The following is a 26,601-nucleotide window of genomic DNA, read 5'->3' as shown; positions in this document are numbered from 1 at the left end:
TACTTCTTCGTTACCTCGGACTTGTTCCGGGGTCCACCGAGCCGCGTACCCAGCGGCCGCTCGGCACGAACGACGGTGGACCCCGGAACAAGTCCGGGGTGACTGTTGTGGCTCTCCCACCCCAAAGCCCAGTGGCCAAGCGCCGCCCCGCGCCCTAGATCAGTGGCCATGACCGATGTGCTCATCCTCGGCGCCGGCCTTGTCGGCACGACGCTCGCCACCGCGCTCGGCGCGCACGGGCTGACCAGCGTGGTGGTCGATCCCGCCGACCCGCAAGCCATCCTCGCCCCCGGGCATGACGGCCGCGCCTCTGCGGTGGCGAGTGCGAGCCACCGGATGCTCGACGCGATCGGCGTGGGCGAGCGGCTGGCGGGGCTCGGCAATCCGATCCGTTCGATCCGCGTGTCCGACGGGCTCGCCCCCGGCAAGCTCGACTTCGTGCCCGAGGAAGCGGACGGCGCGCTCGGCACGATGTACGAGAACAAGGAGCTTCGCCGCGCGCTCCACGCCGCTGCGACCGAGGCGCGCCAGGTCGACCTGCGCATGCAGCGCCGCGCGGTCGCGGTCGATCGCACCGCCGCCGGCGTCACCGCGACGCTGGACGACGGCGCCGTCGTCACCGCCCGCCTGCTCGTCGCCGCAGAGGGCCGCCGCTCGCCGACGCGCGAGGCGGCGGGGATCAACGTCGCGCGCTGGCAGTACGACCATGTCGCGATGATCGCGACCTTCCACCACGAGCGGCCGCACGGCAGCTGCGCGTACGAGATCTTCTATCCCGCCGGCCCGTTCGCGATCCTGCCCTTGAAGGACGACGAGGGTGGGCACCGATCGGCGCTGGTCTGGACGGTCGATGCCAGGGACGCGCCGGGCATGCTCAAGCTTTCCGACCGCGCCTGGCTGGCGGAGGCGGAGAAAAGGATGGGCGGCTTCCTGGGCGCGCTCGGCCCGGTCAGCCCGCGGTCGAGCTATCCGCTCGGCTTCCACCACGCCGCCCGCCTCACCGCCGAGCGGCTGGTGCTGGTCGGCGATGCGGGCCACGGCATCCACCCGATCGCGGGCCAGGGCCTCAATCTCGGCTTTCGCGACGTCGCCGCGCTGGTCCAGGTGCTGGTCGAGGGCAAGCGCCTGGGCCTCGACCCCGGCGATGCCGAGCTGCTCAAGCGGTACGAGCGGTGGCGCGGGCTCGACACGCTGATGGTGGCCGGCGCGACCGACACGCTGACCCGGCTGTTCGGCGTGCCGGGCAAGGCGGCGTCCGCGGTCCGCCGCTTCGGCATCAGCGCCGTCGACGCGATCGCCCCCTTGAAGGCGCGCTTCATGGCCGAGGCGCGCGGCGAGAGCGGCGACCTGCCCAAGCTGCTCGCGGGCAACCTCGCATGACCCCGCCGCCGCGCGAGCGCCAGCGCGGCGTGGCGCGCGGCATCGGCGCGGCGCTGATCCTCAGCACGGTCGTGCTCGGCGCTTCGTGGTGGCTGGCGAGCCCCGCGCCGCTGGAGAGCCGGCTGTCGGCGCTGGCGACGTTGCTCGCGGTGCTGGGCCTTTGCACCGGCGTCGCGGTCGGGCGCGTGGCGACGCTCCGCTTCGGCTCCGCCACCGACTTCGACGCCGCGCGCGTGGGCACGGAGAGCCCGGCGACCGCCCAGGCGCGCGCGATCCTCATCAACACCGCCGAACAGGCGCTGATCGCCGCCCTCGCCGGCACCGCCCTCACCCTGCTTAGCGACCGCGCCGTCCCCGTCCTCGCCGCAATGACCGGCCTGTTCACCGCCGGCCGCGTGCTGTTCTGGACGGGTTATGCGAGAGGCGCCGAGCAACGCGCGCTGGGGTTCGCGGTGACGTTCTATCCGTCGATGCTGGTGCTGGTTGGGGTGATGGTGGGATTGGTTGTTTGATTGCCCGTTATTGAGCGAGGCTCTTCAGGTAGCACCTCGTTCGCCAGGCAACGTGCTGAATCAATCGGGTAAGCGGCTGTATTAAGAGGGCTTCGACCTGCTTGTTCTTGACGTGTTCACTTGAATTGTTACGCTGCTGCCATTCGCCTTTTGAGGAGTGCATATGGCGGCCGATGAAAGTACGATTTCTCGGAAGGTCTACTTCTTCAAAGTCGAACACTTCTCGCAGGTCAAAGAGAGCATACCGGGTGCACTTTTAAGAATTCAAGAACTGCCTTTTGATGATGAGGGGCGATATAGGCTTGATCTCCTTTCCAGAACACGTCTTTGCGCTTTTCCAGATAGTGTCACGTATCCTCTGAAGCTTCGATTCGGAAAAACACGACGCGACGCGCTGCCTCAGATCGAGCACGAAGGCAGCCTTAAAACTTTAGAGCTTCGGGAAAACGAAGGTCTGATCGACATATCGCATGTCATGATTTTCGATGATGGATTCGTCGCAGCAGAGTGGAACCATGAGGGTCCTAAATTATGGCAGCTAGAACCATATTTCTTTGAGAAGGGGAGGCTGAACAATCCACCGAAGTTCTTGAGCTTAATGGAGCGAGATATAGTTGAGGTCGTAAGCAAGCTAGAATCCGTAAGGTTCCTAGAAATAGATCTGCCGCCCGATGCGGCTGAACTCGCGCGAGAGGCTGACGAAAGTTTTTATACCGCTGTCAAGGCCGCTGAGGCCCTCGGCGCAACTAAGCGAGTAGCGCTAAAGCTCACTGCCGAAGGCAATTCTTCTAAGCTTCGTAATGCAGCTCGGAGGTTGGCGGAGATTGTAAAAAGTCGGCCACATGAACGGGAAAGATTCAATAATCTAAATGTGAGCGGCTACGCTAATGGCTCCAGCTTGCGCCGCTTCGTAGATATACTTGAAAATAAGCTAGTTTCTGGCGAGGTTTTCACCAGAGCCACAGAGCGATCAAGAAGCGTGAATTCTGACGATGCTTATCGCGTGATTGAGCGAGCATACAGGCAGAATTTGGAAAAGCTAAAAATCGCTGCGACCACGGCTGATTGGTCATGAGGCTATATTTTCGTTTCAGACTGCCGTTTGATTACGCAATAGGGCTAATATGTGCCTCAGCAGTATATATCCAGCCATTACCGTCGCTGGGCATTTTTCAGTGGCCCGGAGCCGGAACGTCCAGTTTCACCTTGACTGTTTCAGCCTCAAGTAGCTCCCTGCTAGGGTTTGTCCTTGCGGCAAATACATTCCTCATCTCACACACTCAGCATCGCCGGCTTGAGATTTTGCGAAGGTCAAACGGTTTCATACAGCTTATCGAAATAATGCGCTCAAACCTTTGGCGGCTGCTAGTACTTACGCTCTACGCAGGCGCAGGCTCGCTCGTAACTGCGCATTACTCGCATACGATGCTGATTGGCCTGACCTTCGTCATTGCTCTAAGCCTGACCGCTCTCATCGCGTTGGTCTGGTCAACAATGGCAGTGCTCGCTATTCCGCTTCAATAGTGGTTGCGCGATACAAATTACCACCCTCCTCGCGGAACCGCTCACTCATCCCCCGCATCCCGGCCTCGGCCTCCTCGGCGGCGACAAACGTCTCCACTCCCGCATTCTGCTTCGCGGCGAAGTCCCTCACCTCCTGCGTGATCTTCATCGAGCAGAATTTCGGTCCGCACATCGAACAGAAGTGCGCGGTCTTGGCGCCCTCCGCCGGCAGCGTCTGGTCGTGATATTGCTCGGCCGTCTCCGGGTCCAAAGACAGGTTGAACTGGTCGCGCCAGCGGAACTCGAAGCGGGCGCGTGACAGCGCGTCGTCGCGCAGCTTGGCGGCCGGGTGGCCCTTGGCAAGGTCGGCGGCGTGGGCGGCGAGCTTGTAGGTGACCACGCCGACCTTGACGTCGTCGCGGTCGGGCAGGCCGAGATGCTCCTTGGGCGTGACGTAGCAGAGCATCGCCGTGCCATACCAACCGATCATCGCCGCGCCGATGCCGCTGGTGATATGGTCGTAACCCGGTGCGATATCGGTGGTGAGCGGCCCGAGCGTGTAGAAGGGCGCCTCGCCGCACGCTTCCAGCTGCTTGTCCATGTTCGCCTTGATCTTGTGCATCGGCACGTGGCCGGGGCCCTCGATCATCACCTGCACGTCCTGTGCCCAGGCGCGCTTGGTGAGTTCGCCCAGCGTATAAAGCTCGCTGAACTGCGCCTCGTCATTGGCATCGGCGATGCTGCCGGGGCGAAGGCCGTCGCCGAGCGAATAGGCGATGTCGTACGCCTTCATGATCTCGGTGATCTCGTCGAAGCGCTCGTAGAGGAAGCTCTCCTTGTGGTGCGCCAGGCACCATTTCGCCATGATCGACCCGCCGCGGCTGACGATGCCGGTGACGCGCTTGGCGGTCATCGGGATATAGGGGAGCCGGACGCCGGCATGGATGGTGAAGTAATCCACCCCCTGCTCGGCCTGTTCGATCAGCGTGTCGCGAAAGATCTCCCAAGTCAGCTCCTCGGCGATGCCGCCGACCTTTTCGAGCGCCTGATAGATGGGGACGGTGCCGATCGGCACGGGGCTGTTGCGCAGGATCCACTCGCGCGTGTCGTGGATGTTGCGGCCCGTCGAGAGGTCCATCACCGTGTCCGCACCCCAGCGGATCGCCCAGACGAGCTTGTCGACTTCCTGCGCCACGTTGGAGGCGACGGCGGAGTTGCCGATATTGGCGTTGATCTTGACCAGGAAGTTGCGGCCGATCGCCATCGGCTCGGATTCGGGGTGATTGACGTTGTTGGGGATGATCGCGCGGCCCCGCGCGACCTCGTCGCGGACGAACTCGGGCGTCACATAGTCGGGGATCGCCGCGCCGAAGCTCTCGCCGTCGCGGACGTATTCCTTGAGCATCTCGCGGCCGAGATTCTCGCGGGTCGCGACATACTCCATTTCGGGCGTGACGATGCCGCGGCGAGCATAGTGCATCTGGCTGACGTTCGCGCCCGCCTTCGCCCGCAGCACGCGGCGGCGGACATTGGGAAAGGGCTGCACCCCGCCCGACCGGTCGGGGCCGAGCTGGCCATTGTCCTCGGGCCGAACCTCGCGCTGCTCGACTTCCTCGACATCGCCGCGGTTCCGGATCCAGTCACGGCGAAGCTCGGCCAGGCCCGCCATGATGTCGATGCGGGCATTCGGGTCGCTGTACGGCCCGCTCGTGTCATAGACGTTGAGCGGCGGCTCGCCGGAGGAGGGCTCCAGGTCGATCGCGCGCATCGCGACCTTCAGCGGGCCGACATGCACCTTGCGGCTGCCGCGGATGGGGCCGGTGGTGACCTTGAGCTCGGTACGCGCGGGTATATCAGCCATGTCAGTTCCACTCCATGCGGAGGAAACGGACCTCTGGGGCGGGGGCCGCTCCCTCCCTACGCCGGTGTCAGCCGGATCAGGTTCAGCGGGTCGGGGGCTGCTGCCCCCCTCTCAAGCGCGCATGAGCGCTCCCCCGGGGATCGCGAGGGGTCTAGGCGCGGGCGGCGCGGCGTGCAAGCGGAAGGGATGGAGCGGGTAGCGGGAATCGAACCCGCGTATTCAGCTTGGAAGGCTGCTGCACTACCATTGTGCTATACCCGCAATCGGGTGCGGCGGTATCAACCCGCCGGGCTGGGGTCAATCGCCGGCTTGCGCGGACGAAGGAACCCGGCCGGCTTGTCCGCCGCCAGCCGGCTTCGTGCATAGGTGTCGAGCGCGATCTGCAACCCGAACCACATGTAGAAGAACGACTGGAAGGCGAGCGCCAGGAACAGCGATCCCACCAGATAGATGACGTGCGCGACCTGAAGCCCGGCGGCCAGGTCGCGGATCCAGCGATCCTCCGGCCCCGCACGCGCAAAGCGGTGGCGCAGCATCTCCATGCGGATCAGGCCCGCGACGTTGAGCAGCGCCCACAGGATGAAGCCGGGAAAGCCCAGTTCGCCCAGAAGCTCGAAATAGCTCGAATGCCAGGCGCGTCCCTTGTCGACCACGCGCGCCGACCGGACGGTGCCGTCGGGCGCGACCTCGACCGTGGTCACGGTAAACTCGTTCTGCTGATAGGCGGCGAACCCGCCGCCCGTCGGATGCTCGCGGACGAAATCCCAGGTCCACTTCCACACCATCAACCGGGTCGAGGCGGACTGGTCGCCCTGATAGCCCTGGATCGTGTCCATCCGCTGGGTGAAGCTCTTGGGCAGGAACGGGATCGCGACCAGCCCGGCGGCGGCGATCAGCGCGATATAGGTGAAGCGCCGCTTGGTATCGCGGAGGCTGAGGAGGATGAGAACGGCCAGGCAGATGAGGCCCGTGCGCGCCTCCGTCCCCACCGGGATCAGCATGCACGCGAAGATGAGGGCATAGCCGAACGCCTTCACCAGCCCCTTCTGCTCGAAGATCGTCTGGTGCTTCACCGCCCACAGGATGAGCGGGATCATCGCGATTGCGACGGTGGCGATCGTCGACCCCTCATAGAGGCCGGCATTGTTGTCGACGCCCAGGCTGAGCGTGCCGTATCCGCCGCCCGACAGCGCGGTCTTGAGCCCGCCGGTGATGATGATCCACCCGGCCGACAGCGTCATGAAGACGACCAGCGCCTCCATGCGCAGCCGCGTGCGCAGCGTGAAGGGCAGGAAGATCGCGAAGACGAGCGTCTTCCACACCCAGTCCCATTTCTGTGCCGCCTCGATCGGGAAGTCGGACGCGCTGAGCGTGGCGCCCGCCCATAGCAGGAGCGCGAGCATCAGCCCCTGTCGCACGCTGAACCGCGACCCGTCCTTTGCGTCGGCGGCAAACCAGCCGAGGAACGCGGCGGCGAAGAACACCAGCGAGATCGGGATGCTGGAGAGGAGATAATAGGACAGCCGCTGCGGCGAGACGAGGTCGATATAGACATAGCCGAGCACGAGCAGGAACGGCCGCCGCAGCCCGAGCAGCAGGAGCGCGCCGAGAAAGCCGACGAAGAACAGGTCGCGCATCGGCCGGCGCTCAGCCGATCGCGAAGGTGGGTGGGCGCGAGCGCATCGGGGCGGTGGTAGCGGCGCAGGCGTTGCGACGTGGTTAAGGGTTAGCTGGCGCAACCACCGTTCTTCTTTCGCCACCCCGGACTTGTTCCGGGGTCCACCGAACCGCGTACTCAGCTGCGGCTTGTCGGGCACAACGGTGGACCCCGGAACAAGTCCGGGGTGATGCTTGGGGCATACATACCGCTACGAAGGACCCGTCATCCCGGCCTTGAGCCGGGGTCCCGCTGCCTTCCACCGCCGAGAAGAAGCGGGATCCCGGCTCAAGGCCGGGATGACGAGGGAGAGCCACCAAGCCCCTCGCCTGCCAGGAACCGAGGCCGCCAGTTGCGCCTCGCGGCGAATCCGCCGATACCCCGCCCCATGAAGCGCTTGTATGCCTTGTTCGCGCTCCTGTTGCTGGTCGCCGTCCAGCCCGCGCGCGCGCAGTCGATCCTGCGCGATGCGGAGACGGAGGCGCTGCTCAACGACGCCTCCCGCCCGATCATCGAGGCGGCGGGGCTGTCCCCGCGCAACGTCCGCATCGTCCTCATCAACGATCCGTCGATCAACGCCTTCGTCGCGGGCGGACAGGCGGTCTATATCCATTCGGGCCTGCTGGACGCCGCCGACAACATCAACGAGGTCCAGGGCGTCATTGCGCACGAACTGGGCCACGTGACCGGCGGCCACGCGCCGCTGTCGGGCCAGATGATGAAACAGGCGACCGGCATCTCGATCCTCAGCCTGGTGCTCGGCATCGCCGCGATGGCGGCGGGCGCGGGCGAGGCGGGGGCGGGTATCCTGGCGGCGGGGCAGCAGGCGGCGGTCGGCAGCTTCCTGGCCTTTTCGCGCAATCAGGAAAGCTCGGCCGATGCGGCGGGCGTCCGCTATCTCAACACCGCCAAGATCAGCGGCAAGGGGATGCTGGAGTTCTTCAAGAAGCTCCAGAACCAGGAATTCCGCCTCGCGATCCCGCAGGACAATCCGTACAACCGCACCCACCCGCTGTCGGGCCAGCGCATCGCCAATTTGACCGCCGACCTGACCGGCGCGCCCGGCTGGCGCACCCCGACTCCGGCGGGATGGGACGACCGGTTCAAGCGCGTGCAGGCCAAACTTCGCGGCTATGTCGGTGAATCGCGGGACACGCTGCGCAAATATCCGGAGACCGACACCAGCGTGCCGGCGCGCTATGCCCGCGCCTATGCCTATCACAAGGGCGGTTTTCCCGATCAGGCGGCGGCGGAGGCGGAGGCGCTGGTCAAGGCGGCGCCGAACGATCCCTATTTCCTCGAGCTCGAAGGGCAGATCCTGCTCGAATCGGGCAAGCCGGTGCAGGCGCTGATGCCGCTGCGCCAGGCGACCGCGTCGACAAACTTCCAGCCGCTGATCGCCACCACCTTCGGCCACGCGCTGATCGCGACCGAGGACCCGATCAACCTGCCCGAGGCGGAAAAGGTGCTGCGCCAGGCGGTGGCGCGCGACGACCAGAACCCGTTCGCCTGGTACCAGCTCGGCACCGTCTACGAGCGCAAGGGCGACGGGCCGCGCACCGCGCTCGCGGCGGCCGAGCAGGCGAGCCTGACCGGCGACAATGCCCGCGCACTCTATTCGGCGCGCGCGGCAATGGCCGGCTTGCCGCAGGGGACCCCCGATTATATCCGCGCGCAGGATATCCAGATGACCGCCGAGGTGGCGGTGCAGGAAGACAAGAAGAACAGGCGCAGGCGATGATCGGGAAGATGCTTGGCCGGCCGGTCGTTTTCGCGCTCGCCTTCGTGCTCGCGGCCTTTGCCGGCGCGGCGATCTATGCGCTCGTGCGACCCGCCGGTTCCGCCTCCGGCGTCAGCGCCGACGCGGTACGCGCCGCGATCCTCGAACGGCCGGAGATGATCCCGGAAGCGATGCAGGCGCTGCGCGACCGTGAGACGGGCAAGACCGTCGCCGCCAACCGCGCCGGCATCGTCACGCCGTTCGGCGACGCGTGGAAAGGGTCGGCGAACCCCGACGTCACCGTCGTCGCCTATATGGACTATGCCTGCGGCTATTGCCGGCAGTCGCTGCCGATGCTCGACCAGCTGGTCGCCAGCGATCCGCGGATCCGCGTCGTGTTCCGCGAGCTGCCGGTGCTGAGCGCCGAAAGCCGCGTCGCCGCCGAATGGAGCCTCGCCGCCGCCGAGCAGGGCAAGTTCAAGCCCTATCACGACACGCTCTATGCCGCGGGCCAGCTCAGCCAGCCGGCGATCGACGCGGCGATCGCGCGCGCCGGCGTCGATCGCGCGCGTGGCAGCGCGTTCGTGCGCACGCCCGCGGCCGAGCAGGAAATCTCCCGCAACCTCCAGACCGCAGGTCAGCTCGGCATGACCGGCACGCCGAGCTGGGTGGTGGGCGATCGCGTGCTGTCGGGGGCGGTCACGCTCGACGCGATGAAGGCCGCGATCGCGGCGGCGCGGGCGGGGTAGCAACCTTCTCTCTCCACCGTTCGTGCTGAGCCCTTCGACCCGCTCAGGACAGGCCTGTCGCAGCACGTGCGCGGAACACGTCCTTCGACAAACTCAGGACGAACGGGTTAGGGCTGCACCTCCGCCCCCGAGCACCTCCCCGGCGAAGGCCGGGGCCCAGTTGGGGCACGTTCGAGATGCTCGCTCCGCGCCGTAACATCCGCCTTCCCAACTGGACCGGCCTCCGCCGGGGAGGTGACTGGGTGGGGTAGAGCGGAGCCTAGTTCGCCGCCGCGATCGCGAGCAGCGCGGCGTCCATCGCTGCGGTCGGTGATCCGGCGCCCGACGGCATGTCGTTGGCGAACACGGCAAAGGTCAGCGTCCGCCCGCTCGCCGCGGTGAGATAGCCCGACAGCGCCGACGCGCCGCTCAGTGACCCCGTCTTGGCCCAGAGCCGCCCCTCGAGCGGCGTGCCGCGAAACCGCTGTGCCAGCGTGCCGTCGACGCCGCCCACCGCCAGTGCGCTGCGGAACCGCGCCGCGAACGGCTGCCCCGCCGCCCAGCGCAGCAGCGCCACCGACGCGCGCGGGCTCAACCGGTTGTAGTTGGACATGCCCGACCCGTCGGCGAAGTCCCAGCCCGTCCGCGCCGCGCCCGCCGCGCCGAACAGCCCCTCGTAGCGCGCCAGCCCGCCCGCGCCGCTGCCGTCGCCCGCGCGGCGAAGCAGCAGCTCGGCGAACAGGTTCTGGCTTGCCTTCAGCGTGCGCGCATAGCTCTCGTCATCGCCGGGCGGCGTCAGTCGGGCGAGCACCGGCGCCTCCACCGCCACCGGTTCGGCGGCGACGCGATGGCGCACCCGAGTGCCTCCCACCACCACGCCCCTAGCGCGCAGCATCCCGGCGAGGCGATGTGCGGCATAGAGCGCCGGATCGTCGATCGATTGGACGAGCGTCACCGCCGCCGTTCCCGCGATCGTCCCGCGCACCACCAGCCGCCGCTCGCCGGGCAGTCGATCGACCGACAGGGCAGTCGTCGTGCCGGTCGTCACCCTTGCCTCGACCGTGTACCAGCCGCCGCTCGCCTCGACGCTCGGCTCCGCGCCCGGACGCACGGTCAGCGTCGTGACATTCTCGTCGAGGCTGAGCGCCGAGATCGCGGTGCCCGACCGCGTCGCCAGGTTGTTCCAGCTCCACCCCTGCCCCCAGCGCTCGTCGGGCCAGCGCCGGTCGTCGCCGATCACGTCGCGCACCCGCTTCGTCCGCGCCGCCACCGCGTCGGCGAGGGTCGCCAGGCAGTCGCGCGCGCAATCGTCGGCGCTCGACAACCACGGGTCGCCTGCGCCGATCAGCACGACGTCCTCGCCCTCGATCGCGACCGCCGTCCCTTGCGCGGGCTCGCCCGACGTCATCGCCGAGAGCACCGCGGGCAGCTTGCTGTTCGAGGCGGGGACGAAACGCGCGTCCGGGTCGATCGCCACGATCTCCCGCCCGCCCTCATCGACGACGAGCAGCCCCCAGCGCGTCCCGGGCTGCGTCAGGATCGTCCGCACGCGGTCCGCGAGCGGCGGCGGCGCGGGCCCGGGCCGCGCGACCGGCGCGCAGGCGGCGAGCGCCAGCAGCAGCGTCAGCACCCTCATGCGCGCTCCCACCGGTCGACGCAGGCGGCGACGGTCAGGTTCGCCGATGCGCTCGGCACCGTCCGCGTCATATCGAGCAGCCGGTCGAAGGGGAGGACCAGCCCGACGATCAGCGCCGTCTCCGCCGCGCCCACGCCCACCGCCGCCAGCACCGCGGCGAGCATGAACAGCGAGGCGGAGGGGACCGGCGCGGTCCCGAAGGCCGCGAGCACCGCGGTCAGCCAGATCACCAGCGCCTCGACCGCGCCGATCGGATGGCCCAGCGCCTGCAGGGCGAAGACGCTCAGCAACCCGACATACATCGCCGTCCCGTCCTTGCCGATCGCCGCGCCGACCGGCAGCACGGTCTGCGCGGTGGCGGGGGCGAGGCCGTGGCGCGTCTCGGCCAAGCGCATCACCACCGGCAGCACTGCCGAGCTCGACGCGGTGGAGAAGGCGATCGCCAGCGCCTCGACACTGTCGCGCCAGAAAACGAGCGGCGATCGACGCGCGGCGAGTGCCAGCAACGGCGCGTGGACCAGCGCCATCTGTGCCGCCGAGCCGATGACGACGCACAACGCCAGCCAGCCGACCCGCTCGAAGATCGCCGCGCCGCTCGACGCCACGGCGCCCGCGATCAGCGCGAACACGCCGAACGGCGTCGCCTCCATCACCAGCCGCACCATCGCGAGCAGCACCGCCGACATCGACTGGAGCCCGCGCGCGAACGGGCGTCCCGCTTCGCCCGCCAGCAGCGTCCCCGCGCCGATCAGGATCGCGGCGAAGATGAGCGCGAGCATGTCGCCCTTGACCAACGCCTCGACCAGATTGGCGGGAATGATACCGACGATGGTGTCGTACAGGCTGCGCGGCGTGCCGAGCGCGGTGCCGCTGCCCAGCGCAGTACCCGCGCCCGGCTGGACGATCGCCGCCACCGCCATGCCGATCGCCACCGCTGCCATGGTCGTCGCCCCGAACAGCGCAAGCGTGCGCAACCCTAGCGGCCCAAGCCGCCGCGCATCGCCCATCCCCGCGATGCCCGCGGCGATGGTGACGAGCACGATCGGCGCGACCAGCATCCGGATCGCGCGCACGAACAGCTCGCCCACGATCGCTACAACGGGCGCCGCGGCGGGCCAGACGAGCCCAAGCGCGACGCCGAGCGCCAGCCCGCCGAGTACGCGCAGCCACAGGGGGATCGCCAGCCAGCGGCGGATCATCGCGGACACGCGCCCGCCGGCGGGGTCCGCGGTAATGCGCGCCCCGCCGCGACGCCCGTCAACCGCCCGCCCTCGACCGCGACGCGTCCGTTGACGAGCACCATCGCCACGCCCGCCGCCGGCTCGGTCGGCCGCTGATAGGTCGCGCGGGCGGCGTAGCGGGCGGGGTCGAACAGCACGAGATCGGCAAAGGCACCGGGCGCGATGCGGCCGCGATCCTTGAGCCCGAACGTGTCGGCGGCCAGCGTCGAACTGCGCGCCACAAAGGCGGCGGGGTCGAGCACGCGCCGCGCCCTCACATAGACGGCGTATTTGCGCGCGAAGCTGCCATAGGCGCGCGGATGCCCGGTCGAGGCGTCGCTGCCCGTCATCACCCAGGGGCGGCGCATGAACGCCTCGATATCGCGCTCGGACTGGTTGAAGCTGGCGACCGGCGGATCCTCGACGCGGATCACCTCGATCGCGGCCGCCACCGGATCGCGCGCGCCGGCGATGTCCGCGAGCGTGCGCCCGCGATAGGGAGCGGGTCCGCCGGTCAGCAGCAGCTTCGCCGGTCCGCCGCGGCGACGGAGATTCTCGGCCATCTCCGATCGCGCCCTTGGCTGGTCGAGTTGCGCCAGCATCGCCCCGCGCCCGCCCGCCTGAACCCAGCCCGGCACCAGCGCGGCGACGAGCGAGGTGCCCGACGCATCCCACGGATATTGGTCGGCGGTGACGCGCTGCCCCGCCGCCCGTGCCGCCTCGATCGCGGCAATGACGCGCGGGGCGTGCCCCTCGACATCCGCGCCCAGCGCCTTGATGTGGGCGATATGTACCGGCGCGCCCGCACGCCGGCCGATCGCCAGCGCCTCTGCGACCGCCGCCTCCAGCCCGATCGTGTAGCTTGATTCGTCGCGCAGGTGGGTGTCGTAGAAGCCGCCCAGCTTGCCCGCGGCCCGCGCGACGTCGGCGACCTCGTCGGTTCTGGCGAAGCTCTGCGGGGCATAGAACAGCCCGCTCGACAGGCCCAGGGCGCCGCCGCACATCGCCCGCGTCACCAGCGCCTGCATCCGCGCGCGCTCGGTGGCGGTCCGTGCGCGGTCGGCCTCGCCCAGCACCGCCCGGCGGACCGAACCGAACCCGACATAGGTCGCATAGTTGATCCCGACCGGCCGCGCCTTTGCACTTGCCAGCACCGCGCCGCTGTCCAGCGCGCCGCCGCCGTCATTGCCGATGAAGGCGGTGGTCACGCCCTGCATCAGGAACTTGCCCACCAGCCGCGCGCGCGCATCCTCGCCGAGCAGCTCGGCCTCGACATGGGCATGCGGGTCGATGAAGCCCGGTGCGACGATCAGGCCGCGCGCCTCCACCACCCGCGCCGCGCTCAGGCTCAGCTTCCGCCCGACCGCGACGATGCGGTCGCCGCGCACCGCGACGTCGCCGGTGAAGGACGCGCCCTCGCCCGCCACCACCGTGCCGCCGCGGATCAGGAGGTCGGCGGGCACCGGCGCCGCGCCCAGCAGCGCCAGGCCTGCGAGGATCGCCGCCCTCACGCCCAGAAACCCGGTTCGGGCGGATCGAGCCGCCCCGCTTCGATCCGCACGCCGCCGGGGCGATCCTCTGCCAGCCACCACGGCCCGTCCAGGTCGACGAACGCCGCGCGCGGGGCGAGCCGCAGCGCCGGCGCGATGCCGAGCGAGCTCGCCACCATGCACCCCAGCATCAGCCCGAATCCGGCACTCTCCGCCGCATCGGCCAGTGCCAGCGCCGCGGTCAGCCCGCCCGCCTTGTCGAGCTTGATGTTGACATGGCTGTACCGCCCGCGAAGACGGATGAGGTCGGCGATCCCGTGCACCGCCTCGTCCGCGGCGATCGCGATCGCGCTCGAAAATGCGGCCAGCCCCTCGTCATCATCAGCCGGCAGCGGTTGTTCGAGCAGGTCGACACGGCGCTCGACCAACGCGGGCATCACCGTGCGGAGCAGGTCGACGGTCCAGCTTTCGTTCGGATCGACGATCAGCCGCGCGTCGGGCAGCGCCGACCGCACGGCGGCGATCCGATCGACGACGCGGTCCGCGTCGAGCTTGACCTTGACCAGCGGCGCCGCGCTCAACGCCAGTGCCGCGCGGTGCATCGCCTCGGCCGTGTCGATGCCGATCGTCACCGCGGTCTCGATCGGCTGCGGCGGCGGCAGCGACGCTCGCCCGAGCCTGACGTCGAGATCCCAGAGCGCCGCATCCACCGCGTTGCGCGCGGCGCCCGCCGGCATCAGCGCCAGCAGGTCCGCGCGCCCCGCCCCCGCTTCGACCGCCGCCCTCGCGTCCTCGATCGCGGCGAGCGCGCCGGCGACGCTCTCGCCATAGCGAGTATAGGGGACGCCCTCACCCCACCCAGTCGCCTCCCCCTCGACGATACGGACGGTGACGACCTCGGCCACCGTCTTGACCCCGCGCGCGATGCGGAACGGCGCGCGGAGCGGGAACGCCTCGGCCGTGGCGGTCAGTCGGCGAAGCAGCGCTCGATCTCCTCGACGATCGGCACCGCGCCGAAGCGCATCGGGTCGGTGGCGGGTACGCCCAGCAGCGACGCCGCCGCGTGACACGCCGCCCGCGCCGCCGGCTCGTCCAGCGACGCGGTGTTGAGGCACACGCCGACCGCGCGCACGTCGGGCGCGGTCAGCCGCGCCGCGGCCAGGTTGGCGGCAAGGCACTCGGCAAGATCGGGAACGGGCATGTGCGGCAACCCGCGCAAATGCGTCCGCCCGACCTCGTGGCACAGCACCAGCGCATCGGGCTGCGCGCCGTGGATCAGCCCCATCGACACCCCGGCAAAGCTCGGGTGGAACAGCGATCCCTGCCCCTCGATCAGGTCCCAGCCGCCATCGCCGCGCGCCGGGCTCAGCCGCTCGACCGCGCCCGAGATGAAATCGGCCACGACAGCATCGACCGCGATCCCCCCGCCCGCGATCAGGATGCCGGTCTGGCCGGTCGCGCGGAACTCGGCCGCATGGCCCCGCGCTGCCATCGCCCGCGCCAGGATCAGCGTCGACACCATCTTGCCCGACGAACAGTCCGTTCCGACGGTCAGCAGCCGCCGCCCGGCGCGCTTCAAGCCGGTGCCGACATCGAGGTCGGCGGGCGCGTCCCGGACGTCGAACAAGCGGACACCCGCCGCCCGCGCGGCCTCGTCCAACTCAGGCTGGTCGCGCAGCCGCTGGTGCAGCCCCGCCGCGACGTTGAGCCCCGCGCGCGCCGCCGCCACCGTATCGGCGACGATCGCCGCATCCATCCGCCCGCCCGGATTGGCGATGCCGAGCACGAGCGTCCGCGCGCCGCGCGCGACGGCTTCCTCGATCGTCAGCCGCTCGAGCCCGGTCGTCAGCGGGCAATCGTCGTGCCGCCATTCGCCCACGCACCGCTCGGGCGCGAAGACGGCGAGCCCGCGCGACGTCTTGATGCCGAGAAAGTCGGTCGCGTGCCCCAGGTACAGCAGGTACGGGCCGGGGATCGGCTCAGCGGCCACGGGCAAGGCGCTCCTCGATCGCGGTGAAGGCGGATTCGCCCTTCGGCGCATCGCCCGCGATGCCAGTCGCCCAATAGGCGACGACGCGCGCGTTCGGCTCAACCCACAGGCCGGAGCGGAGGCGATAGGCCTCGCCCGCATGGCCGATGCGCTGGATGCCGTCGCCGAACGGATCGTCGCGGCACCCCGCCCGCGGCGTGGCGGTGAGCATGACGCCCAGGCCGTAGCGGCAATGGAGCCCGTTCTCGGTCTCGCCATTGCTGCCGTCGAAGATCCATTGCGGCGTCGTCATCGCCTTGACCGAGGCGGGGGTGAGCAACCGCACCCCATCGACCTCGCCGCCGCCGCCCAGCAGCCGCCCGATCCTGGCCAGCCCCGCCGCCGAGATGCGCAGGCCCCCTTGCGGCGAGAAGATCGCACCGTTGCGGCCCGCCACCCAGCTGCCGAGATTGCAGCTGCCATCGCGGGCGGGCGTCACCGCACAGAACGGCTTGGCCCCGCGATTGTCGTCGCGGATCGGGGTACCGTCGGGCTCGACCAGCACCACCGCGCGGGCCGCCGTCGCGGTATCGCAGGCATCCCACTGGAAGCAGCCGGCGATTCCCAGCGGGCGCAGCACCAACCGGTCCATCAGCCGGTCGAACCGCTCGCCGGTCGCGCGCTCCATCACCGCGGCGACCACGGGCGAGCCGATATTGGCGTAGCGGAAGTGGCGTCCGGGCGCCTCACCGCCCCACGCCTTCGGATCGGCGAGCGCGGTGCGCAGCTCGGCATCGAGCGGCAGCACATAGTCGATCCCGTCGGCAAGCCCCGCCTGATGCGACAGCAGCAGCCGGAGCGTGATCGGCACGTCGGCAAAGCGCGGATGCCTGAGCCGCCAGCCGAGCAGGGTCGAGACATCGGCGTCGAGGTCGAGCTTGCCCGCCTCGACCAGCCGCATCACCCCGATCGCGACGACCAGCTTCGAGATCGACGCCACGCGGACGGGATCGTCGACGCTCGCCCGCCGCCCGGCCGCGGGATCGGCGAGGCCGGCGGACTGCGCGGCGACGGTGCGCCCGCCCTCCACCACGACGCGCGCCCCGGCGACGGGTTCGGCAGGCGGCACCGCCGCGACCTGGGCGAGGAGGAGGGGAAGGAGCATCGGGTGAGGCTATAGGGGCGGAGGAGGGATTGAAAGAGTTCGGCTGTCCCTTCCTTGTTCCCCGGCGAAGGCCGGGGTCCAGGTGGGGGACCATCGTGGCGGCCCGCAGCGCTCGTCACCCTAGCCTTCCCAACCAGACCTCGGCCTTGGCCAGGGTACTGCCTCTAACGCCATATTAACCACGCCCGCCTACCCCGGCGGTTATGGTCCGGCCCTCGCCCCTTGCGCGCGACCTGGCTCTGGCGGGTGCGCTCGCGGGGGTGATGACGCTTGGCTGGTGGTGGGTCCGCCGCGCCGCGCTGGCGATGGGGGTGCTGCCCGACGGCGACGATGCGGCGCGATTGCAGCAGGTGCGTGACTGGCTCGCCGGACAGCCGTTCGGCGACCTCGCGCAGCACCGCTTCGGCATCGACGGCCTTTCAATGCACTGGTCGCGGCTCGCCGATCTGGGGCCTGCGGCGCTTTCCGCCACGCTCGGAGCGCCGGTGATGCTCGTCCTCTGGCCGGCGTTGCTGTTCGCGGCGTTCCTGTTCCTGTCCGCGCGGATCGCGCGGGCGGTCGGTGCCGGCCCGGTTGATGCCGCAGTATTGGCAGCGCTCGCCTATCCCGCGACGACCTTGTTCGCGCCGGGGCGGATCGACCATCACGGATTGCAGATGGTGCTGCTCGCAGCGTTTGCGCTGGGTTTGATCGGACGACGCCCGATGGCTGGCGGCATCGTTGCGGGGATCGCAGCGGCGCTGTCGGTGGCGATCGGCATGGAGACGGTGCCCGTGCTCGCAATCGGCTGCGCGGCGGCGGTGATCGGCTGGATCCGCGGCGAGGATGCGCGGATCGCCGGCTTGGGCGCGGCGATGCTGCTCGCGCTCGCGGCGTTCGGCGCGCTGCTCGCGCCCGGCGACTGGGCGAGCGCGCCGTGCGACGGGTTCGCGCGGGCGAGCTGGCGGGCGGCGAGCCTGGGTGCACTGACCCTGCTGGCGCTCGGCGCGATCGGCAGCGCCGTCACTGAACCAAGAGGCCGGCTGCTCGCGGCCATCGCCGCAGGTCTGGCCTGCGCGATCGGCGTCGCGCTCGTCTCGCCCGCTTGCCTGTCACCGTATGGCGCGGTCGACTCGACCTTGTCGCGACTGTGGCTGGCGCAAGTCGGTGAGGCGCAGCCGCTGCTCGCCGCCGATCCGCGCTGGGCGATCGGCTATGCCGGTGCCGGCGTGGCGGGCCTGCTCGCCGCCGCCTTCGCCGCACGAGACCCACGCGCTTGGACGCTCGCGGCGCTCGTCGGCGCCGGTGTCGCCACCGCGTTCCTGCAACTGCGCGGCGCCTATGCTGCCGCCGCGCTTGCACCGCCGCTGGTCGCGCTCGCGCTGGCCAGGGCGCGGGCCGCCTCGCCGCTCGCAGCGCTGCCGGTCTGGATCGTCGGTGCCGGACTGGTCTGGCCGCTTGCCGCCGGCGCGCTGCCGATCGCCGACCCGCCCGTCATTGGCCCGGCGTGCGACGATGCGGCACAGGCGCGCGCCATGCGCGCTCTGCCGCCCGGCCGCGTGCTCGGACCGGTCGACCTCGGGCCCTGGCTGATCGCCGCGACGCCGCACCATGCGATCGCCGCGCCCTATCATCGCAACACCGCCGGCAATCTCGCCGCGTACCGCCTGTTCGCCGCGCCACCCGGGCAGGCGCGGGCGATCGCCCGGTCGGTACGAGCGGACTATATCGTCGCCTGCCCCGCCGCCCTCGCGACGATGCGCGTCGACCGCGGTCTCGGCGCCGCACTGGCGAGCGGCCGCTCGCCCGCCTGGCTTGCGCCCGCAGGGGTGCCGAATGTCTGGCGCGTTCGATGAGCCGCGTCTGGTTCGAGCGGCCGGCGATCGCGACACTTCTGATCGCCTGTGCCGTGCTGCCGCTGCTGTGGCCGGCGATCCCGCCGCTCAACGACCTGCCCGCGCATATCGGTCGCTATCACATCGCCGCCACGCTCGCGCAGTCGCCCGCGCTCCAGGCGCATTGGCGCTACGAATGGGCGCTGGTCGGCAATCTCGGCGTCGACCTGCCCGCGATCTGGCTGGCCCGCTGGATCGGCGCGGAGGCGGCGGCCAAGTGGGTGGTGCTGACGATTCCCGGGCTGTTCGTCGGCGGCCTGATCGCGCTGGCGCGGGTGCGCGGGCTGCGCGTGCCGCCGCTCGCCGCGGTGGCGGCGACGCTCGCTTATGGACAGGCGTTCCAACTCGGCTTCGTCAACTTCGCGCTGGCGGCGGCGCTCGCGCTCTGGGTACTGGCGGGCTGGATCGCGCTGGCACCGCGATCGGGGCTGCGGCTGGCGCTGCTGACGCCCGCCGCCTGCGCGCTGTGGGTCGCGCACAGCTTCGGCTGGGGCCTGTTCGGGCTCGGCGCCTTTGCCGGCGACCTCGCGCTCCGGCGTGAGCGCGGCGAGCCCTGGGCGCGGGCGACGATCCGTGCCGCGCTGTCGTGCGCCCCGCTGGCGCTGCCGATCCTGGTGATGCTCGCCGCACCTCAGGGCGAGGCGCAGCCGCTCGCCTGGGACTTTCGTGCCAAGGCGGTGTGGATCGCCGGCCTGCTGCGCGATCGCTGGAAGGGGTTCGACGTGGCCAGCGCGATCCTGATCGTCGGTTTGGTCTGGACCGCGATCCGTCACCGCGCCTTCGCCTTCGACCGCGTGCTCGGCGCCGTTGCCGCGGTTCTGGTCGCCGCGTTCGTCCTGCTGCCGCGGCTCGCGCTCGGCGGCGCCTATGTCGACATGCGGATGCTCGCGCCCGCGCTCGCCGTCGCGCTGATCGCGGTCCGCATCGCCGACGCGCGGCTCGCGGGCCGCGTCGCGCTTGCCGCACTCGCCTTTCTCCTCGTCCGCACCGCCGCCACGACCGTCAGCTTCCTCGGCTATGCGGAGCGGCAGCAGGCGGCCCTTGCAATCGTGCCCGCGATCCCGCGCGGCGCATCGGTGCTGGTGCTGGTGAACGAGGCGTGCGCCTCCGCCTGGCGATCGGAGCGGCTGGGTCACATGGCGGGCATCGCCGAGGTACGACGCGACATCTTCGACAATGGCCAATGGACGATTTCCGGCCAGCAACTCCTGTCGCACCGGCACCCGGCGGCCGCCCCCTATGACCGCGATCCGTCGCAGCTCGTCTATCCAAAGGCGTGCGAATATGCGCCGACCGACTTCGCCGCGGCGGTGCGCGATGCCGATCGCGGCACCTTTACCCACGTCTGGACGATCGACTTCGCGCCGCGACCATTGCTGGCGCCCGACGTGATCGAGGAGGCGACGGCCGGTCCTTCAACGCTTTACCGCATTGCGGCAGGGCGCGGCGCGACCCGCTTGTCGGCGCCCGCCCCCACCCGCTAAAGACGCGCGATGCAGGGGTTGGGGCACGAGCCGCTTCGGTGGTGGCAGACGCGGGCGTTCGTCCTGGCGATGGCGTTCGTCGCAGCGATCCCGCTGATCTGGCCCGACATTCCGCCGCTCGTCGATCTGCCCGGTCACATGGGCCGCTATCGCGTGCAGCTGTCGCATGGCCAGGTGCCGTGGCTCGCCGACTGGTACAATTTCGACTGGCAGCTGATCGGCAATCTGGGCATCGACCTGCTCATCATCCCGCTGGAGCCGCTGATCGGGCTGGAGCCCGCGGTCAAGCTGATCGTCATGGCGACGCCGGTGCTGACCGCGACCGGCCTCCTCTGGATCGCGCGGGAAGTGCATGGGCGCATCCCGGCAACCGCGCTGTTCGCGCTGCCGATCGTCTACAGCTTCCCCTTCCATTTCGGCTTCGTCAATTTCGCGCTGTCGATGGCGCTCGCGCTCAACGCCTTTGCGTTCTGGCTCCGACTGGCGCGCCAGGGGCGGCTGAAGCTGCGCGCGATCCTCTTCGTGCCGATCGGCCTGGTCCTGTGGATCGTCCATACCTATGGCTGGGGGCTGCTCGGCGTGCTGGCGTTCGCGGGCGAGCTGATCCGCCAGTGGGACCGCCACCCGGCCCTTCGCGACAAGTGGCAGGCGCCGTTCTGGGCGGGCATCCACTGCCTGTCGCTGTTCCCGCCGGCGGTGCTGATGCTCGCCTGGCGATCGGGCGGGCATGTCGGCGGCCAGACCGGCGACTGGTTCAACTGGCGCGCGAAGATGCAGTGGGTCACGATGATCTTTCGCGACCGCTGGGAATTGTTCGACATGGCGACGCTCGCCACGTTGTTCCTCGTGCTGCTCAAGGGGCTGCGCGATCCCAACATCCAATATTCGCGCCACCTCAGCATCTCAGCCCTGTTCCTGGTGGCGGTCTATATCCTGTTGCCGCGCATCGTCTTCGGCTCGGCCTATGCCGACATGCGGCTCGCGCCGTTCGCGCTCGGCGTCGCGCTGCTCGCGCTCCGGCCCAAGCCCGGCATCGCGATGCGCCATGCCGCGCTGATGGCGGCAGCGGGCCTCACCTTCTTCGGCGTGCGGATCGCGGCGACCACCTACAGCTTCTGGCTCTACGACAAGGCCTATGACCGCGAGCTCGCCGCGCTCGACAAGCTGCCGCAGGGGGCCAAGCTCATCACCTTCATCGGTGAGACGTGCCGCCACGAATGGACGATGTCGCGGCTGGAGCATCTTCCGGGCATCGCGCTGGAGCGCAAACTTGCCTATGCCAACGACCAATGGTCGATGGCGGGCGCGCAGCTCCTGACCGTCCGGATGAAAGGCGCGCGCGGGTTCAACCACGATCCGTCGCAGATCGTCACCGACGTGAAGTGCGCGCGCGAATGGTGGCGACCGATCGCGGTCAGCCTCGTCCGCTTCCCGCGCGACGTCTACGACTATGTCTGGATCGTCCAGCCGCCCGCCTATGACAAACGGCTGGAGGCGGGGCTGATCCCGATCTGGCGAAACGGGTCGAGCGCGCTGTTCCGTGTCGACGACGCCCAGCGCGCGCCGCGGCTGATGATGCAGGATTTGGGCCCCTATGGCCGCGAGATGCGGACGCGGATGGAGGCGATCAACGCCCTCAACCGGGCTTCCTGAACGGCGTCAGCTCGCCTAGATATTCGGCCTCATGCTCGACCGCGGCACGTTCCCGCGTGACGAAGTCGGCGACCGCGCGCCGGAACGAGGGATCGGGGATATAGTGCGCCGACCAGGTCGCGACGGGTGAATAGCCGCGAGCCAGCTTGTGCTCGCCCTGCGCCCCCGCCTCGACACGCGCCAGCCCGCGCGCGATCGCCGCGTCGATCGCCTGATAATAGCAAAGCTCGAAATGGAGGAAGGGCACGTCCTCGCTGCATCCCCAATAGCGGCCATAGAGCGCGTCCCCGCCGATCAGGTTGAGCGCCCCCGCGATCGGCACCCCGTCGTCCCGCTCGGCGAGGATCAGCAGCACCCTGTCCGCCATCGCCTCGCCCAGCATCGAGAAGAAGGCGCGGGTGAGATAGGGCCGGCCCCATTTGCGGCTGCCCGTGTCCTGGTAGAAGGTCCAGAACGCATCCCAATGCGCCTCGGTCAGCTCGGGCCCGGTCAGGTGGCGGATCGTCAGCCCCTCGGTCGCGGCGGCGCGCTCCTTGCGCAGGTTCTTGCGCTTGCGGCTGGCGAGGTCGGCGAGAAAGTCGTCGAAGCTCCCATAGTCGCGATTGGCCCAGTGAAACTGGACGCCCTCGCGGATCAGCCATCCCGCCGCCTCGAACGCGGGCAGCTGCTCGGGATCGACGAAGGTCGCGTGCGCCGACGACAGGCCGTTCTGGTCCACCACCGCCTCGATCGCGGCGATCAGCGGCGCGGGTTCCGCGCCCTCGCGCAACAGCAGCCGGGGGCCGGGAACGGGGGTGAAGGGCACCGCGACCTGGAGCTTGGGATAATAATTGCCGCCCGCCCGCTCCCACGCGTCGGCCCAGCCATGGTCGAACACATATTCGCCCTGACTGTGCGTCTTGGCGTAGGCAGGCGCGATCGCCGCGGGGTGGCCGTCGGCATCGTCGACGATGATCGGCAGCGGCGTCCAGCCCGTGCGCCCGCCGACCGACCCCGACCGCTCCAGCACCGACAGGAACGCGTGGCTGAGAAACGGGTTGTCGCTCCCCGCACACGCATCCCAATCGGCAGCGGCGACGTCCTGCACCCCGCGCGCAATCCGTGCGATCACCTCGTTCACAGCCATTTGAGCGCCCGGAACCGCGCATAGAGGATGCCGCACAGCGTCGCGATCACGCCCAGCACGATGAAATAGGCGCCGGGCACCTTGAGCTCGGGCATATATTCGAAGTTCATGCCATAGATGCCGGCGATCGCCGTCGGCACCGCCAGGATCGCAGCCCAGGCGGCAAGCTGGCGCGTGATCGCGCCCTGCCGTTGCTGTTCGAGCAGGTTCGACACCTCGAACACCTGGCCCAGCACCTCTCGCAGCGTCCCCGTCGTCGATTCGGTGCGGCGAAGGTGGTCGAGCACGTCCTTGAAGTACGGTCGGATGTCGCGGTCGATGCAGGGAATGTCGAGATTGACGAGCTTGCCCACCAGCTCGCCCATCGTGATCGCCACGCGCTGGAACCGGATCAACTGGCGGCGAAAGGTGAACAGCCGCGCGATCTGCTCGCGGCTGAGGAAGCTGTCGAGCGTCGACTGCTCGATCTCGAGCACGCATTCCTCGATCTGGTCGATGATCGGTTGGTACCCGTCGACGACGAAGTCGAGGATCGCGTGGAGCACATAGTCCGTGCCGCGCGCCAGCAGCGCCGGCGACGCCTCCAGCTCGGCCCGCAAGGCATTGTGCGCGCGCGCCGACCCGTGGCGGACGGTGACGATGTGGTGCTTGCCGACGAAGATCGCGGTCTCGCCATAGCGGATATGGTCGCCGTCCAGATGCGCGGTCCGCGCGACGACGAACAGCTGATCGCCATAGATGTCGAGCTTGGGCAGCTGCTTGGCGTTGACCGCATCCTCGACCGCGAGCGGGTGGAGGCCGTAGCGCTCGGCGATCGCGCGAAGCTCGGACTCGTCGGGCTCGTAGAGGCCGATCCAGACGAACTCGTCGTCGCCGTGACATTCGGGCATGGCGTCGATCGACACGGGGCCGACGCGCTGGCCTGCGCGATAGAGATTGGCGGCGACGACGGTCATTGGCGCGCTATTTGGGCGGACGGGGCGCGGCCCGCAATGGCGTCAGGCGCCGGGTACGACCATCAGCCGTATCGTCGCATCGCCGCTGCCCGACAATTGGATCAGGTGGCGCCCCGCCGGCAGGTCGAAGTCAACGATCTTGCGCATGCCCGAACAGCGCGGGCCATGCCCGTGCCCGGTCGAAGCCACCGCGCGGTCGTTCGACACGAGCTCGATCCACGACGCGTTCGACAGCACCACGCGGTACCGGCCCGCCCTGGCGACGTCGATCGCGACGATGCCGCCATGGCTGTCCGCCGCGGCGGCTCGCGCGGGCGGGGCGCGCAGCTTGAGGTGCGCGGCGGGGTGCAGCGCCACCTCGACCGGCTTGCCGATCGGTGCGGCCGGCGCGGTCCCCGCGTCGGCGGCGGCGGACACCGGGCTACCGGCGGTCCAGCCCGCCAGCGCCGGCGGCACCGGCTCCGCCGCCGCGGGACAGGCGGCCTGGATCAGCATCAGCGCGGCAAGCATCGACATGGGCGTTCCTCCGACTCGTCCGACTTGCTAAGCGCTGGCGCTGCCGCCGCCAAGCTTGCGCGACGCGGTGTATTGATTATCTAATACAGTTGAAGCCGCTGCCGTTCGCCGCCATCCTTCGGCACGGCACCCAGGAGGACCGAATGGCGACCGCGACCGAGACGACGACTGCCCCCGCGCTGACGCTGACGCCGCCCGACCCGGTGCCCGCCGTCGCCCCCGCGCAGGCCGCCGGCCTCGTCCCCGTCGACGAGACCAAGAAGTCCGAGCTGGAGCAACGCGTCGAGGCGTTCATCGACGATCTCGTCGCGCAGGACGTCAACTCGCCCGAATTCGGCAAGCGCGTCGATGCGATCAGCGCGATGGGCAACAAGGAGATCCGCGAGGCGGCGGGCCAGTCGAACCGGTTCCTCGACCGCCCGGTCCGCGCGATGGACCAGGAAAGCGGGGTCGGCGCCGACCTGCTGGCGCTGCGCCGCACGGTCGAGGATCTTGATCCCGGCAAGAAGGGCGACCTGTTCACCAAGAAGAAGCTGTTCGGCATCCTGCCGTTCGGCGACAAGATGCGCGACTATTTCGACGGCTATCAGTCGGCGCAGAGCCACATCGCCGCGATCCTCAAGCGCCTTGCCTCGGGCAAGGACGAGCTCTTGATGGACAATGCCGCGATCGATACCGAGCGCGCGAACCTGTGGGCCGCGATGGGCCGGCTGGAGCAGATGATCCACCTGTCCAAGGCGATGGACGCGCGGCTGGAGGACAAGGCCAACGAGCTCGACCACACCGACCCCGCCAAGGCCAAGGCGATCCGCGAGACCGCGCTCTTCTACACCCGTCAGCGCACGCAGGACCTGCTGACGCAGATGGCGGTGACGGTGCAGGGCTATCTGGCGCTCGACCTGGTCAAGAAGAACAATGTCGAGCTGGTGAAGGGCGTCGACCGCGCGTCGACCACCACCGTCTCGGCACTGCGCACCGCGGTGACGGTCGCCCAAGCGCTGACCAACCAGAAGCTGGTGCTCGAACAGATCACCGCGCTCAACACCACGACGGCGGGCCTGATCGACTCGACCGGCAACCTCCTCAAGTCGCAGACCGCGCGCATCCACGAGCAATCGGCGTCGTCGACGATCCCGCTGGAGACGCTGCAGCGCGCGTTCCAGAACATCTATGACACGATGGACGCGATCGACAGCTTCAAGTTGAAGGCGCTCGACAGCATGAAGACGACTGTGACGACGCTCGGCAACGAGGTCGAGAAGTCGAAGGGCTATATCGCCCGGGCCGAGGGCGCGGCGCAGAATGCCGGCGGCAGCGGCGGCCAGCCGTTCAAGCTGGAGGCGCTGTGAGCGAGGTCGACGCCCAGATCGCGCGCGCGAACGAGGCGCTCGAACGCGCGCGCGAGCGCCGGTCGAGCCTGTCGCGCCGCGCCGTCCGGCGCCGCGAGGGATCGATCGTCCGCCGCGTCGGCGCGATCGCGCTGGCCGACGGGCTCATCATCGCGGTCGCCCTGGCGATCGGCATGGTCGTACCGCTCGGCACGCTGGGCGCGATGATCGTCATGGGCCTGCTCATCGCGACGACGCTCGTCATCGCCTTCGCCCGCACCGACGCCGCGCCGACGCCCGAGCGGCTGGCGGAGACGCCGCTCAAGGCACTGCCGCTCCAGACCGAGCAATGGCTGGAGGGCCAGCGCCTCGCGCTTCCGGCCCCTGCGCGGACGCTGGTCGACGCGATCGGCGTCAAGCTCGAGACGCTGTCGCCGCAGCTCGCCACGCTCGACGAACGCGAACCCGCCGCGGCCGAGGTGCGAAAGCTCGTCGCCGAACAATTGCCCGAGCTGGTCAAGAGCTACCAGAAGGTGCCGGAACCCCTCCGCCGCACCGAGCGCAACGGCCAGACGCCGGATGCACAGCTCGTCGAGGGCCTGCGCGTCATCGACCAGGAGATCGCGACGATGACCGCGCAGCTGGCGCAGGGCGACCTCGACCTCCTGGCGACGCGCGGCCGCTATCTCCAGATTCGCTATCAAGGCGACGAGCAGCTGTAGGTTTGCGCTGCCCCTTCGCTTCCTTTGTTCCCCGGCGGAGGCCGGGGCCCAGTGGGGAAGGCCATCGTAAGAGTCGCAACCGTCACCCAACTGGACCCCGG

At 69.4% G+C, this 26,601-nt stretch carries 21 protein-coding genes, 1 tRNA gene and 1 riboswitch; of the genes, 10 read left to right on the top strand and 12 right to left on the bottom strand.

What is annotated here, in order from left to right; all coding sequences use genetic code 11:
• The first annotated feature begins 168 nt into the window (after positions 1 to 168).
• The 3 genes from RS883_RS02690 (at position 169) to RS883_RS02680 (ending at position 2,967) form a co-directional block, all read left to right on the top strand.
• On the top strand, positions 169 to 1,380 hold the full coding sequence (locus RS883_RS02690) for a UbiH/UbiF/VisC/COQ6 family ubiquinone biosynthesis hydroxylase (protein WP_409977377.1): 1,212 nt from the start codon (positions 169 to 171) through the stop codon (positions 1,378 to 1,380).
• Positions 1,377 to 1,892: an MAPEG family protein gene (locus tag RS883_RS02685; protein ID WP_315762390.1), complete on the top strand. Its 516-nt coding sequence runs from the start codon at positions 1,377 to 1,379 to the stop codon at positions 1,890 to 1,892. The genes RS883_RS02690 and RS883_RS02685 overlap by 4 nt, the downstream gene beginning before the upstream one ends.
• A 163-nt stretch (positions 1,893 to 2,055) precedes the next feature.
• The gene (locus RS883_RS02680) at positions 2,056 to 2,967 is read left to right on the top strand and encodes a hypothetical protein (protein WP_315762388.1); all 912 of its coding nucleotides are present in this window, start codon (positions 2,056 to 2,058) and stop codon (positions 2,965 to 2,967) included.
• Between the two features lie 432 nt (positions 2,968 to 3,399).
• Here RS883_RS02680 and thiC read toward each other — a convergent pair whose 3' ends face one another.
• The 3 genes from thiC to RS883_RS02665 form a co-directional block, all read right to left on the bottom strand.
• Positions 3,400 to 5,256 carry a phosphomethylpyrimidine synthase ThiC gene (gene thiC / locus RS883_RS02675; RefSeq protein ID WP_315762386.1) on the bottom strand — a complete coding sequence of 619 codons (1,857 nt, stop codon included), beginning with the start codon at positions 5,254 to 5,256 and terminating at the stop codon, positions 3,400 to 3,402.
• 49 nt (positions 5,257 to 5,305) lie between these two features.
• Positions 5,306 to 5,396, bottom strand: a riboswitch (TPP riboswitch).
• A gap of 47 nt (positions 5,397 to 5,443) precedes the next feature.
• Positions 5,444 to 5,517: transfer RNA gene (locus RS883_RS02670), tRNA-Gly, on the bottom strand.
• A gap of 17 nt (positions 5,518 to 5,534) precedes the next feature.
• Entirely contained in the window at positions 5,535 to 6,893 is a 1,359-nt protein-coding gene (locus RS883_RS02665) for a putative O-glycosylation ligase, exosortase A system-associated (RefSeq protein ID WP_315762384.1), read from the bottom strand.
• A 408-nt stretch (positions 6,894 to 7,301) separates the two neighbouring features.
• On the opposite strand from RS883_RS02665, the gene RS883_RS02660 reads away from it, so the two are divergent.
• Positions 7,302 to 8,654 carry a M48 family metalloprotease gene (locus tag RS883_RS02660; RefSeq protein WP_315762382.1) on the top strand — a complete coding sequence of 451 codons (1,353 nt, stop codon included), beginning with the start codon at positions 7,302 to 7,304 and terminating at the stop codon, positions 8,652 to 8,654.
• Entirely contained in the window at positions 8,651 to 9,382 is a 732-nt protein-coding gene (locus tag RS883_RS02655; protein ID WP_315762380.1) for a DsbA family protein, read from the top strand. The genes RS883_RS02660 and RS883_RS02655 overlap by 4 nt, the downstream gene beginning before the upstream one ends.
• A gap of 259 nt (positions 9,383 to 9,641) precedes the next feature.
• On the opposite strand, the gene dacB is transcribed toward RS883_RS02655, so the two are convergent.
• Genes dacB through RS883_RS02625 form a run of 6 tightly spaced genes read right to left on the bottom strand, consistent with a single transcriptional unit; the run spans position 9,642 to position 16,841 of the window.
• Positions 9,642 to 10,997 (bottom strand): D-alanyl-D-alanine carboxypeptidase/D-alanyl-D-alanine endopeptidase, encoded by a 1,356-nt coding sequence (dacB, locus tag RS883_RS02650; RefSeq protein WP_315762378.1) that lies wholly within the window; start codon positions 10,995 to 10,997, stop codon positions 9,642 to 9,644.
• Positions 10,994 to 12,196, bottom strand: a complete 1,203-nt coding sequence (locus RS883_RS02645; protein WP_315764933.1) for a dicarboxylate/amino acid:cation symporter — start codon at positions 12,194 to 12,196, stop codon at positions 10,994 to 10,996. Before RS883_RS02645 ends, dacB begins: the two co-directional genes overlap by 4 nt.
• Positions 12,193 to 13,728 (bottom strand): N-acyl-D-amino-acid deacylase family protein, encoded by a 1,536-nt coding sequence (locus RS883_RS02640; protein WP_315762376.1) that lies wholly within the window; start codon positions 13,726 to 13,728, stop codon positions 12,193 to 12,195. Before RS883_RS02640 ends, RS883_RS02645 begins: the two co-directional genes overlap by 4 nt.
• Positions 13,725 to 14,777 carry a dipeptide epimerase gene (locus RS883_RS02635; RefSeq protein ID WP_315762374.1) on the bottom strand — a complete coding sequence of 351 codons (1,053 nt, stop codon included), beginning with the start codon at positions 14,775 to 14,777 and terminating at the stop codon, positions 13,725 to 13,727. The genes RS883_RS02640 and RS883_RS02635 overlap by 4 nt, the downstream gene beginning before the upstream one ends.
• Positions 14,675 to 15,697: an N-acetyltransferase DgcN gene (gene dgcN, locus RS883_RS02630; RefSeq protein ID WP_315762372.1), complete on the bottom strand. Its 1,023-nt coding sequence runs from the start codon at positions 15,695 to 15,697 to the stop codon at positions 14,675 to 14,677. Before dgcN ends, RS883_RS02635 begins: the two co-directional genes overlap by 103 nt.
• The gene (locus tag RS883_RS02625; protein WP_315762371.1) at positions 15,687 to 16,841 is read right to left on the bottom strand and encodes a serine hydrolase domain-containing protein; all 1,155 of its coding nucleotides are present in this window, start codon (positions 16,839 to 16,841) and stop codon (positions 15,687 to 15,689) included. Before RS883_RS02625 ends, dgcN begins: the two co-directional genes overlap by 11 nt.
• A 203-nt stretch (positions 16,842 to 17,044) precedes the next feature.
• Between RS883_RS02625 and RS883_RS02620 the strand changes: the two genes are divergently transcribed.
• Genes RS883_RS02620 through RS883_RS02610 form a run of 3 tightly spaced genes read left to right on the top strand, consistent with a single transcriptional unit; the run spans position 17,045 to position 21,852 of the window.
• Positions 17,045 to 18,676 (top strand): hypothetical protein, encoded by a 1,632-nt coding sequence (locus RS883_RS02620; RefSeq protein ID WP_315762369.1) that lies wholly within the window; start codon positions 17,045 to 17,047, stop codon positions 18,674 to 18,676.
• Positions 18,673 to 20,199 carry a hypothetical protein gene (locus RS883_RS02615; protein ID WP_315762367.1) on the top strand — a complete coding sequence of 509 codons (1,527 nt, stop codon included), beginning with the start codon at positions 18,673 to 18,675 and terminating at the stop codon, positions 20,197 to 20,199. The genes RS883_RS02620 and RS883_RS02615 overlap by 4 nt, the downstream gene beginning before the upstream one ends.
• A gap of 9 nt (positions 20,200 to 20,208) precedes the next feature.
• Positions 20,209 to 21,852 (top strand): hypothetical protein, encoded by a 1,644-nt coding sequence (locus RS883_RS02610; protein WP_315762365.1) that lies wholly within the window; start codon positions 20,209 to 20,211, stop codon positions 21,850 to 21,852.
• Here RS883_RS02610 and RS883_RS02605 read toward each other — a convergent pair.
• From RS883_RS02605 to RS883_RS02595, 3 genes are read right to left on the bottom strand one after another with little or no spacing between them, the layout of a single operon-like run.
• Complete coding sequence (locus RS883_RS02605; protein ID WP_315762363.1) at positions 21,836 to 22,978, bottom strand: GNAT family N-acetyltransferase; 1,143 nt, start codon at positions 22,976 to 22,978, stop codon at positions 21,836 to 21,838. The two genes, RS883_RS02610 and RS883_RS02605, sit on opposite strands and share 17 nt — an antisense overlap.
• Complete coding sequence (locus RS883_RS02600; protein WP_315762361.1) at positions 22,969 to 23,934, bottom strand: magnesium and cobalt transport protein CorA; 966 nt, start codon at positions 23,932 to 23,934, stop codon at positions 22,969 to 22,971. Before RS883_RS02600 ends, RS883_RS02605 begins: the two co-directional genes overlap by 10 nt.
• 42 nt (positions 23,935 to 23,976) lie before the next feature.
• On the bottom strand, positions 23,977 to 24,450 hold the full coding sequence (locus RS883_RS02595; RefSeq protein ID WP_315762359.1) for a hypothetical protein: 474 nt from the start codon (positions 24,448 to 24,450) through the stop codon (positions 23,977 to 23,979).
• A gap of 143 nt (positions 24,451 to 24,593) precedes the next feature.
• On the opposite strand from RS883_RS02595, the gene RS883_RS02590 reads away from it, so the two are divergent.
• Entirely contained in the window at positions 24,594 to 25,799 is a 1,206-nt protein-coding gene (locus tag RS883_RS02590) for a toxic anion resistance protein (protein ID WP_315762356.1), read from the top strand.
• Complete coding sequence (locus tag RS883_RS02585; RefSeq protein ID WP_315762354.1) at positions 25,796 to 26,500, top strand: hypothetical protein; 705 nt, start codon at positions 25,796 to 25,798, stop codon at positions 26,498 to 26,500. The genes RS883_RS02590 and RS883_RS02585 overlap by 4 nt, the downstream gene beginning before the upstream one ends.
• The last annotated feature ends 101 nt before the right edge of the window (positions 26,501 to 26,601 follow it).

Origin of the sequence: Sphingomonas sp. Y38-1Y, assembly GCF_032391395.1 — a bacterium.
Classification (GTDB): domain Bacteria; phylum Pseudomonadota; class Alphaproteobacteria; order Sphingomonadales; family Sphingomonadaceae; genus Sphingomonas.
Note: the sequence above shows the minus strand (reverse complement) of the source record. Positions and strands in the feature narration are given on the sequence as shown.